8 protein-coding genes are annotated in these 11,605 nt (G+C 31.2%); 1 reads left to right on the forward strand and 7 read right to left on the reverse strand.

Features of this window, described 5'->3' with window-relative positions; translation table 11 throughout:
* Positions 1–18: 18 nt before the first annotated feature.
* The 6 genes from mraY to rsmH form a co-directional block, all read right to left on the reverse strand.
* Entirely contained in the window at positions 19–975 is a 957-nt protein-coding gene (gene mraY, locus B2P65_RS16200) for a phospho-N-acetylmuramoyl-pentapeptide-transferase (protein ID WP_035129292.1), read from the reverse strand.
* A gap of 13 nt (positions 976–988) precedes the next feature.
* Positions 989–2,362, reverse strand: a complete 1,374-nt coding sequence (locus B2P65_RS16205; RefSeq protein ID WP_346880509.1) for a UDP-N-acetylmuramoyl-tripeptide--D-alanyl-D-alanine ligase — start codon at positions 2,360–2,362, stop codon at positions 989–991.
* The gene (locus B2P65_RS16210; protein ID WP_346880510.1) at positions 2,363–3,811 is read right to left on the reverse strand and encodes a UDP-N-acetylmuramoyl-L-alanyl-D-glutamate--2,6-diaminopimelate ligase; all 1,449 of its coding nucleotides are present in this window, start codon (positions 3,809–3,811) and stop codon (positions 2,363–2,365) included. It abuts the gene before it with no gap.
* Between the two features lie 119 nt (positions 3,812–3,930).
* Positions 3,931–6,126, reverse strand: a complete 2,196-nt coding sequence (locus B2P65_RS16215; RefSeq protein WP_346847918.1) for a stage V sporulation protein D — start codon at positions 6,124–6,126, stop codon at positions 3,931–3,933.
* A gap of 18 nt (positions 6,127–6,144) precedes the next feature.
* Positions 6,145–6,642: an FtsB family cell division protein gene (locus tag B2P65_RS16220; protein WP_346847917.1), complete on the reverse strand. Its 498-nt coding sequence runs from the start codon at positions 6,640–6,642 to the stop codon at positions 6,145–6,147.
* A gap of 27 nt (positions 6,643–6,669) precedes the next feature.
* On the reverse strand, positions 6,670–7,602 hold the full coding sequence (rsmH, locus tag B2P65_RS16225; protein ID WP_346847916.1) for a 16S rRNA (cytosine(1402)-N(4))-methyltransferase RsmH: 933 nt from the start codon (positions 7,600–7,602) through the stop codon (positions 6,670–6,672).
* Positions 7,603–7,957: 355 nt separating this feature from the next.
* Between rsmH and ychF the strand changes: the two genes are divergently transcribed.
* Positions 7,958–9,055, forward strand: coding sequence for a redox-regulated ATPase YchF (gene ychF / locus B2P65_RS16230; RefSeq protein WP_346847915.1), 1,098 nt, complete (start codon positions 7,958–7,960; stop codon positions 9,053–9,055).
* Positions 9,056–9,132: 77 nt separating this feature from the next.
* Here the strand turns inward: ychF and B2P65_RS16235 are convergent, their stop codons facing one another.
* Complete coding sequence (locus B2P65_RS16235; protein WP_346880511.1) at positions 9,133–11,127, reverse strand: methyl-accepting chemotaxis protein; 1,995 nt, start codon at positions 11,125–11,127, stop codon at positions 9,133–9,135.
* Positions 11,128–11,605: the final 478 nt, after the last annotated feature.

An 11,605-nucleotide genomic window follows, 5' to 3' on the forward strand; every position in this document is an offset into this window, starting at 1 on the left:
AATTCCTCCTACGCCATTTTAATAAGTTAGTGCAAGGAATCCTATTAAACATAGTATAACTGTTATGATGGAAAATACTGCTACTATCTTACTTTCATGCCATCCCTTTAATTCAAAGTGATGATGTAGAGGTGCCATCTTAAATACTCTCTTTCCAGTAAGTTTAAAGGAAGCAACCTGAATAATTACTGAAAGAGTTTCTAATAAATAAACTCCACCTACAATTATTACTATAAGCTCTAGCTTTAATATCATAGCAATAGCTGCAACAGCTCCTCCAAGAGCTAATGAACCACCATCTCCCATGAAAATTTGTGCTGGATACGAGTTGTACTTTAAGAATCCAAGAATAGCTCCAGCTAGAATTCCACAGAAAATTGCTAAAGTATAATATGCCATGCCAAAACTTACAAGAGCAAAGAAAGTCATAATTAAAAGGGTAATAGAACTACAAAGCCCATCTAATCCATCTGTAAGATTAACCGCATTAGTTACTGCTGCAAAGTATACTACTATAAAAGGTATAAATAGCACTTTTAAATCCCAAGTTACTGTACCTAGGAAAGGTATCATAATATCCGTTCCTATTTTATCCTTAGCATAATATCCAAAGACTATAGATACTATTACCAAAAGCAACATTTTTTGATAACTTTTTAAGCCTTCATTCTTCTTCTTGATTATCTTTAGACCATCATCTAAAAATCCTATAGCTCCAAAGGCAATAAGGGCATAAAGAGCAAGCATTGCTTCATCATGAGGATTTCTAACCATTAATATCATAGTAATACAAGTAGAAATAATAAATATTATTCCTCCCATGGTTGGAGTTCCCTGTTTTTTTAAATGACTTTGTGGTCCATCTTCTCTAATATTTTGGCCAAATTTCAACTTGTGTAATCCTGGTATTATAAATGGTGCTATTGCAAAAGATATTATAAATGCTACTAAAATAGAATATATTAACTTATTCATATTCCATCCCTCCCTATATATTTTTCTTTTGTAATTCTTTAATTATATTTTCAAATTTCATAGATCTAGATGCCTTTATTAATAAAATATCATCACTTTTAATAGTTTTCTTTAATTCTGCTATTAGCTCCTCCATGGAATTAAAATCCATAAAATTTTCACTGCCATAGCCCTTTTTAAAGTTCTCATTAAACTCTCCTAGGGTAAATAATAAATCTATGCCCCTTGCCTTTGCATAAGCTCCTACCTGCTCATGAGCTCTAGCAGAATCCTCACCTAGTTCCTTCATGGTTCCAAGTACAGCAATTTTTCTTCCATTATATTCTTTTAAGACCTCTAGAGCAGCCTCCATAGAATCTGGACTTGCATTATAAGCATCATTTATTATAGTATAGTTATCTAAATTTAAAACATCCAATCTCATAGATGTAGCCTGTAAATTTTCTATTCCTCCTTGGATTTCTTCATAGGTAACCTTAAGCTCTCTAGCTACAGCTATTGCCAATAATGAATTAAGCACATTATGTTTTCCTGGTACTGGTACTTTTATAGTAGCATTTACATCCTCACCATTTTCCTTAACACCAAACTCTATACTGTCCTTATTTATAATTATTCTACAACCTTTAAAATTATAATCACTATCTATACCAATTTTTACAATTTTATATTTATCTGTGTAATAATTGTGAAGCATATCATTATCTCCATTTATAATTAACACATTTTCTTCTGTAAAATTATTTGCTATTTCTAGTTTAGCTTTTAAAATATTTTCTCTAGTCTTTAAGTTTTCTAGGTGAGATGCACCTATGTTAGTTATGACCCCTATATATGGTTTTGCTACTTTTGCCAAGGTATCAATTTCTCCCAAATCACTCATACCCATCTCTAAAATTGCAACCTGGTAAGTTTTATCTAATTTAAATATCATCAAAGGAAGTCCAATATCATTATTAAAATTCCCTTGGGTTTTAAACACCCTATATTTTTTGCTAAGAGCTGCTGCCATTAAATCCTTTGTGGATGTCTTACCAGTAGAACCAGTAATTCCTACCACCTTTATATCTAAAGTACTAATATAGTAGGATGCTAAATCAAGAAGGGCCCTCTTAGTATCCTTAACTAAAATTATAGATAAATCTTTTTCATCTAAATCTTCATATTGTTCTTTTTCATGTACTATACAAAGTTTAGCTCCACTATCTATAGCTCCCTTTACAAATTTATGACCATCAAAGTTTTCTCCCTTGATTGCTATAAAAATATCTCCCAAAGAGACATTTCTACTATCTATGGTTACATTAGAAAACTCTTCTGTAGCTCCACTAATTAATATTTCTCCGGATATAGCCTCAGCTATTTCCTTTAACCTTATAGTTTCCATCTAAAGCTCCAACTCCTCTATCAATTCTAATACAACTTCCTTTTCATCAAAATGAATAGTTTCATTTTTAAGGATTTGGTAAGTTTCATGTCCTTTTCCTGCAATTACTATAATATCATCTTTTTCCCCGAGGAGTAAGGCTGTTTTTATGGCTTCTCTTCTATTTTCAATAAGTTTATAGTTAGATTTCTCAACCCCAGCCTCAATATCTTCTAATATCATATAAGGATCTTCACTTCTTGGATTATCAGAGGTTATTATGGCTATATCACTGAGTTCTGTTCCTATTTCACCCATGATAGGTCTTTTGGTTCTATCTCTATCACCACCACACCCAAAAATGCAAATCAACTTCCCTTTAGTAAGTTCTCTAAGATTTTCTAAGATATTTTTTAAGCTATCTGGAGTATGAGAATAATCTCTAATTACTTGAAAACCTAAGTTCATCCCTAAAGTTAAGTTCTCACATCTTCCAGGCACAGTAACCTTAGAAAGTCCTTCAACAATAGTATCCATATCTATACCTTCATCTAAGGCAGCTCCAATACAACCTAGTGCATTATAAACATTATATCTACCTGGTATAGGCAACTGAACTTTATATGTTTTTTCATTTCCTTTTAAATTAAATATAATTCCCGTAGATTCTAAATTAATGTCTATTCCCCTTAAATCACTTTCTTTTTCAATAGAATAAGTTGTTACCCTTGAATTTATTTTTTCAAGAAGCTTAATTCCATAACTATCATCTACATTTACCACAGAATGTTTACAAATTTTAAACAACTTGCTTTTTGCATTGAAGTAGTTTTCAAAGGTTTTATGGAAATCTAAATGGTCTTGAGTTAGATTTGTAAATATCCCTTGTGAAAATTCAATCCCATAAACTCTATCTAAGTCTAAAGAGTGAGATGAAACTTCCATAACACAATAATCTATATCACTGTCTACCATATCCTTAAAAAGCTTTTGCAATTCCAAAGATTCTGGAGTAGTTTTTTCTGTATGAATCTCCTTATCCCCTATATAGTTAGCTATCGTACCTATTAGCCCAACTTTATACCCCTTTGCCTCTAATATTCCCTTTAACATAAAGGCAGAAGTAGTCTTGCCATTGGTACCAGTTATACCTATTATTTTCATCTTTTTGCTTGGATTATTATAAAAGTTTGAAGCTGCTATAGCTAATGCCCTTCTACCATTTTCAACTTTTATAAACGTTATTCCTTCAACAAGAGTCACATCTTTTTCAACCACTACAGCTTTAGCACCATTTTCTATAGCCTTTGATATAAAATTGTGTCCATCTACATTAAATCCTCCTATTGCAAAAAACATATCTTCACATTTTATCTTTCTACTATCATATTGAGGATCATTAATTTCTATACTCTCATCTCCACTTAATACTGTATAGGTTGATCCCTTTAATATCTCTTCTATTTTCATCTTGCTCACATCCTTAAAATACTTTTCTTTCTAATTAAAACATTGTCCAAAATTTAATTTTTATACCTTATAGCATATAAAATCCGGTAGCACAAGTCAACCTGTAACTACCGGATAATCTAATCTACTAAGGTGCCAAGATGGAAGGTTACCGTGGTTCCTTTTTTAATTTCTTGGTTTCCTGCAACACTTTGTTCTACCACTAGACCTTCACCTATAAATTCACTCTTTAATCCTAAATCATTGAAAAGCTTTATGATACTTTCCTTTGTAAATCCCTTTAAATCAGGAATTATAACTGTATCTGCGCTTCCATTACTGCCTCCTGCATATAGGATTATCTCTTTACCTTCCTTAAGCGTAAACCCTGGTTTTGGATTTATATCTGTTATAGTGCCTCCACTACCTTCTACTCTAATAGTTAACCCTGCATCAGTTATTACTTTTTTAGCATCTGCAACTGATAGTCCCCTAACCTCAGGAACAATTACATCTGCTTTTAAACTTTCATCAACTTCCATATAGCTTCCATTAGGCTTCATTTCTGTATAATTAAACAAATCATTAAATAACTTTTGTCCAACTGGGGCAGCAATTTGTCCCGCATAGTACCAAGATGGATTTGGTTCATCAATAGATACAAATACTGTATACTTTGGATTATCAGCAGGAGCCATCCCTGCAAAGGATGATAGATACTTACCATTTGCATATCCACCATTAACAGTGTCTACCTTTTGTGCTGTACCAGTTTTACCAGCAATTCTATATCCATCAATTTTAGCCTTTGATCCTCCACCTGCACCAACTACTTGTTCTAAATGAGACCTCATTTCAGTCATAGCCTCTGGAGTAAAACGTTGTTGCTTTTCTATCTTATAGGTTTCATCAACTACTAGCTCTTTTTTATCATCATAATGATTTATTTCCTTCATTAAATGAGGTGTTATCAAATATCCACCATTGGCAATTGCATTGAAAGCTCTCATAAATTGAACTCCTGTAGTTGTATTGCTTTGTCCAAAGGATATAGTAGCTAAGTCTGTTACAGATATATCTTTTGTGGCTTTAACTATACCAGCTGATTCACCAGGTAAATCAATTCCGGTTTTATGTCCTAACCCAAACTTTTCGATATATTCGTTAAGATTTGCAGCACCTAATCTTTCTCCTAAAACCATAAATCCAACGTTACAAGAATTTTTTAATATTTCTTCAAAGGTTTGAGGACCATGACCTGAAGTCTTCCAACAGTGAATATTTCTTCCCCCAATATTAAGGGAGCCTCCACAATTAAAAGCTTCTCCCTCTGTAAGAATCCCTTTTTCTATGGCCGCCGTGGCTGTAACTACCTTAAAAATAGAACCAGGTTCATAGGCATCACTGACTAATCTATTTCTCCACATCTGCTGAATGTCATCATCTGATGTTCCCCCAACCCACGGATTATTAGGATCATAATCTGGCTTATTTGCTAAAGCCAATATTTCTCCTGTATTAGGATCCATAACCATAATTGATACTGCTTTAGCCTCATTATCTGCCAAGGCCTCTTCAGCTAACTTTTCTGCAAAGTTTTGTATATTTTCATCAATGGTAGTAACTACGTTTCTTCCATCAATAGGTTCTGTAAATTCTGAGATTGTATATGGTAATCCCTCACTCTTTTGGTCAATTTCAGCAACTTTAATTCCTGGAACTCCAGATAGATACTTATTATAATACAGTTCTAACCCTGTGAGTCCTTCTCCATCTGAATTAGTATGACCTAATATATGGGCAGCAAAATTACCATTTGGATAATACCTTTTCGTATCAGGTGATATTACTATACCATTTATATTATTATTTTTACAAAACTCTCTTATGGCATCTGTTGCATCCTTTTCTATTCTTCTCTTTAATATTGCAGAGCCTCTAGGTTTTCCATTGGGAAGAGGATTAGTTAATATGTGTAACACGTCAGCCTGTTCTTCTCCAATTATTTCACTTAGAGTTGTTGCAACTTGTTCCATGGTCATTCCATTATTTTCTATATCTTTTCTTAAAGTGTTCAAATCTAAGTCCGCTCTATAAACATTAGCACTTATTGCTAGCTCATTACCATTTCTATCTAATATCTTACCTCTTTTAGCATTTATCCTAACATCACTGGTCCATTGCTGTTTCGCCAAAGACTTATAGGTTGATTCTTCAACAAACATAACATAACCTAATCTTATACTTAATCCTAGGAAAACTAAGAAGGCTAATAGCATAGCTAACATCATTCTCTTTTTCATTAACACCTTATCAACAAAATATTTCTTTGCCACCTACAATTACCTCACTAACTAATTAAATAATAAGTTTTTAATTTTACTTAATAAACTAACCCCTTTTTCTTCATTAGTGCTACTTGTAGCTATCTCTTTAATTGCATCAATATCACAATAGATTGCATTAGTACTCTTTGGTTCAATCATTTTTAACTCTTTAGTGGCAACTTCTTCTATGTAGGAAAAATTGTTAAACTTAAGTAGTTTTATTCTCAAATCTTCACTCTCTTCTGTTAGCGTTTGTATCTGCTCTTGAAGAACTATTATTTCCTTTTGATTATTATATATAGCACTGTATCTAGATACAATAATAGCCCCAACTAGTCCTGCTGCTACTATACTTCCATTAAGCTTTAAAAATTTTGCTATCTTTTGCTTCCTAATTTTTCTTAATTCTTCTTTACTTGGGCCTTGTTTAGTAGGAGCTTTTACCCTTTCTCTAGGTAACGGATTTACCTGAGAAGCTAAAGCTGTATTCCCACTTACCCTATTTTTTCTATTTTCTACTACCATTTTACTACCCCCATCTAGTTTTTAGAACTAAATCTTTTTACATCCCCTTAACTTGGCACTTTTACTTCTTGAATTATTATCAAGTTCTTCCTTAGTAGCTTCTATAGGCTTTTTGTTAATTAATTTAATTATTGGCTTTTTCCCACACACACACATAGGAAGATCCTTAGGACACTTACATGGGTCTACTAAATCTCTAAACTTATTTTTTACAATTCTATCTTCTAAAGAATGGAATGTAATTATTGCCATAACTCCATCCTTATTTAAAGCTTCTATGCCATCACCTATAGCCCTATCTAAAATACTCAATTCACTGTTTACTTCTATTCTAATACCTTGAAATGTTCTTTTAGCAGGGTGTCCACCTTCCCTTTTAAACTTGGCAGGTATGCACTCATCTATAATTTTTACAAGTTCAAGGGTAGTTTCAACAGGTTTTACTTTTCTTTTTTCTACTATCCTGCTGGCAATTCTTCTTGAAAACTTCTCCTCCCCAAAATCTCTAAGAATTCTAAAGAGTTCATCCTCACTATACTCATTCACTACATTATAAGCTGAAAAAGCTTCTTCCCTATTCATTCTCATATCTAAGGCTGCTTCCTTCATATAGCTAAAGCCTCTTTCACCTTGATCCAACTGATAAGATGAAACTCCCAAATCCATGAGTATACCATCAACTTTTTCTATTCCCAAAGACTCTAATATGTCCTTAATATTATAAAAATTATTGTGTACATAGGTAACGTTATTAAAATCCTTTAGCTTTTCCTTTGCAGCCTTAAGGGCATCTAAATCTTGGTCTATTCCTATTAATCTTCCCTTTGGTGAAAGTTTCTTTAAAATTTTCTTTGAATGACCTGCTCCGCCTAAAGTGCAATCAACATATATACCATCTTCTTTAATATCTAACATTTCTATGCATTCTTCTAACATTACTGAAAAGTGTTTAAATTCCATTATATATTCTCCTTTGTTTAGTCTATGGTTTATAAAATATAAACTATAGAATCCATTTATACACTTTTCATTGTACCATAAATAATTCTATAAGTTTACATAAATTCCTTTTAAATATTCCCTAAATGAAAAACTTTTTTTAAACAAATTTATAAATATATATAAAGAATCCCCAATTAATTTCAAATATATTACATTTATATAATATAGTTCCTTATTTTTCTACGGTTTGTTCCCTATTACTCTATATAACTTGTAGAATTATTGAAATTCCCTTTTCTGTAGAGTATAATTTAAAAGAATGAAATTTTTAAGTAATAAGCCACATGGTTTACATAGAAAGGACGAATATTATATGAAATTAGGAATAGTAGGTTTACCTAACGTAGGAAAGAGTACATTATTTAATGCCATTACAAAAGCAGGAGCAGAGTCTGCTAACTATCCCTTTTGTACTATAGAGCCAAATGTAGGAGTTGTTAGTGTACCTGACAACCGTCTTGATGTATTACAAAAATTATATAATTCTAAAAAACAAGTGCATACTGCCATAGAATTCTATGACATAGCAGGATTAGTTAAAGGAGCAAGTAAAGGTGAAGGACTTGGAAACAAGTTTTTATCTCATATAAGAGAAGTAGCTTCAATTGTTCATACTGTTAGATGTTTTCAAGATGATAATGTTGTTCATGTAGAAGGATCTGTATCACCTATAAGAGATATTGAAACTATTAATTTAGAATTAATTTTTTCTGATTTAGAAGTGCTAGAAAGAAGAATGGAAAAATCTATAAAACTAGTACGCTCAGGGGATAAGACTGCAAAGGTTGAATATGCAATTATGGAAAAAATTAAAAAACATTTAGAAGACAATATGCCAGTTAGAACTTTAGAGTTTACAGATGAAGAAGATGAATTTGTTAAATCTCTTTTCTTAATAACTTCTAAACCTGTATTATATGCATGCAATGTAAGTGAAGAAGACTTAATGGAGTGTGGCGGAGAAAACGAAATGGTAAAAGAAGTAGAAGCCTATGCTGCTAAGGAGAAATCTGAAATTATCATAGTATGTGCTAAATTAGAAGAAGAACTATCTACATTAGATGATGAAGAAAAGAAGGACTTACTTTCAGAGTATGGTCTTGAAGAATCAGGTCTTGATAAACTAATCCATGCAAGTTATAAACTTCTTGGACTAATGAGCTACTTAACTGCTGGTGTTCAAGAGGTAAGAGCTTGGACAATTAAAATAGGTACAAAGGCACCTGCTGCTGCCGGTAAAATTCATACCGACATTGAACGTGGATTTATCCGTGCTGAGGTAATTTCCTTTGATAAGTTAGTTGAATGTGGTTCTGAAGCTGCAGCTAAAGAAAAAGGCTTCTACAGACTTGAAGGAAAAGAATATATAATGCAAGATGGAGATGTAGTAAACTTTAGATTTAATGTATAATTATTCTAAAATTAAATTCTTTATATAATTTGAAAATGTATGAGTGAAATTCACTCATACATTTTTTATATAATGTATTATTCAATTATAAACTTTGAAATCTCAAATTTTAAAGTTTCAGATAATTCATTTAAATTTTGAGTATATCTTGAAATTTCATCCATATTAGCAGTAATTTCTTCTGTAGAAGCTGATATTTCTTCTGTGGCTGAAGCAGTGCTTTCTGAAATTGATGTAACATTTTCTATTTCTTTTACTACATTAATTTTTTCATATTGAATATTCTCAATAGATTTTTTAATTTCACTTATCTTACTTGATAACTCAAGTACACTTCCAGATATGTTTTCAAAAATTTGTGAGGTTTCACTTACCATTTTTCCTTCTTCATCTACCACTTGTTGAGAGTTATTTATAGCAGATACAGCTAACATAGATTTTTCTTCTATCGCTTTAATCATAACATTTATTCTATCAGTTGAACTCTTTGATTGATCTGCTAATCTTCTTATTTCATTAGCTACTACAGCAAATCCCTTACCTGCCTCGCCAGATCTAGCTGCCTCTATAGATGCATTCAAAGATAATAAATTAGTTTGTTCTGTTATATCAGAAATTGTTTTAGATATAAGATTTATTTGATCCATACTTTCATTTACTTCTTTCACTATATTTCCAACAACTTCAAAAGTATCTTTTATTTTCGTTGAACTGTTTATTAGCTCTGAAACTATTTTGCTTCCTTCAATACTATAATTCTTTGTATCTTTAGATATACTATCAATTTCTGTAGAGGAGTTTTCTATATTATCAATTCCTTGGGCTAAATCCCCCATATGGCTTGCACATTGAATAGTACTTTCAGCTTGATTAGATGCACCTGAAGCTATTTCATCCATGGCTATATGCGTTTGTGAAAGGGCAGTAGTAGTTTCATTAGACATTATAGCTAAATCAGCTGCAGTTTTTAATACCACCTGAGATGACTTGTCCACATTTTTCATTAACAGTGCAATTGATTCCATCATATTGTTAAAGTAATCTCCTAATTCTTTAAAGTCATCTTTGGACTTAATTTCTACTTTACCTGTAAAATCTCCTTTGGCAGCTTTAGATATTACGTTCTTAACCTTTTTCATATTTTTAGCGATGCCTTCTCCTAAAATTATGCTTATAATTATTGCAACTATTCCTATTACAATTATCCCTATTATTAAAAAGCTTCTAACTGCATTAGTATCTTTTAATAATTCTATTTCCGGTATAAATGCCACTAATTTTATGTTTTCTAAGGAATTCAAATTATAAACTACAAAATTTCTTTTTCCATTATTACTTAATTCTATAAAACCTGAATTATCATCTACTACAGATTTAAGTTCCTCATCTACCTCTATTAAATTTTTACCTATTAAGCCTTCATCTGTATGAGATATAATATCCCCATTACTACTACATACAACTACAACCCCTTCATCACCTATTTTTATGTTAGATATACTTGAACTAAAAACATCTAAAGATAAATCTAATCCAACAACTCCAACAACCTGTCCATCCTTTACCACTGTCCTAGCCAGTGTAACCGTAGTTTTTTGATCTTCAGCACTAGTATATGGAGATGTAATTATATAGGAGTCCTTATTTGCTGTAGCTAAAGTATACCATTCCTTCTCCTTATGATTATATCCATCTGGAAGATTAATTTTGTGGGAAGTATAAAAATCACCATTCTCTGTTCCATAAAACACTGTACTAATATTAGAATCTGATACTTCTACATTATTCATATGACTTATTATATCTTTAATGCTTTCACTACTATTGTCCAACTCAATAAACTTACTGTTAAGTGTTAGTGAATTTATTTGATTCGCTACTGTATTAAAATAATTTTCTATCCCTCTATTCACCTCTACCAGTGTTTGACCAGTGGAGTACTTTAAGTTATCCTTAAGTAAACTATAACATTCATTATAAACCAATAAGGCTATAAAAATTAAAGGGATAATAGATACTCCTAGCAACGAAATTATAAGTTTACTCTTTAAGCTGTTTAAATTCTTTTTCATATACCCATCCCCATTCAAAATTTATTAATATAAAGTTTTTCAAACTTTATATTTTAATTTTCGAAACATTCATAAAATTCTTTATATAGAATAATTATACTAATATACAATTATTAATTAGGTATGTAGTTGATTGAAGTTATAAAACTAAAATGGATGTTTCGAAGAGCAAAACCTATATAATTAAACTTCTCTTCCAAAGGCAATCGCTCTATTTTAAATAACTTAATTAAATATAAATGGAGGGTATTATTACAACTCATCACCTTAAAAGTTGCATAATACTCTCCACTTTACACTTATTGTATATTTATTCCCTCAATATTGAAAATATATGATATGCTAATACATTCCCATAAAACTAGCTAGTTATATAACAATATACCTATATTACTATTTCACTATATACCTATATACCTATATTAATTTTTACATATATAAATAGTTATATATGAATATAGTTAACTATTTGTTCTAT

The organism is Clostridium sp. UBA3061 (assembly GCF_002367465.1).
In the GTDB taxonomy this organism is placed as follows: Bacteria; Bacillota; Clostridia; order Clostridiales; family Clostridiaceae; genus Clostridium_J; species Clostridium_J sulfidigenes.

Excerpts from the sequence above, each read along its gene's own strand:
- mraY (WP_035129292.1), bottom strand. The coding sequence starts at position 975 with ATGAATAAGTTAATATATTCTATTTTAGTAGCATTTATAATATCTTTT.
- B2P65_RS16205 (WP_346880509.1), bottom strand. The coding sequence starts at position 2,362 with ATGGAAACTATAAGGTTAAAGGAAATAGCTGAGGCTATATCCGGAGAA.
- B2P65_RS16210 (WP_346880510.1), bottom strand. The coding sequence starts at position 3,811 with ATGAAAATAGAAGAGATATTAAAGGGATCAACCTATACAGTATTAAGT.
- B2P65_RS16220 (WP_346847917.1), bottom strand. The coding sequence starts at position 6,642 with ATGGTAGTAGAAAATAGAAAAAATAGGGTAAGTGGGAATACAGCTTTA.
- rsmH (WP_346847916.1), bottom strand. The coding sequence starts at position 7,602 with ATGGAATTTAAACACTTTTCAGTAATGTTAGAAGAATGCATAGAAATG.
- ychF (WP_346847915.1), top strand. The coding sequence starts at position 7,958 with ATGAAATTAGGAATAGTAGGTTTACCTAACGTAGGAAAGAGTACATTA.
- B2P65_RS16235 (WP_346880511.1), bottom strand. The coding sequence starts at position 11,127 with ATGAAAAAGAATTTAAACAGCTTAAAGAGTAAACTTATAATTTCGTTG.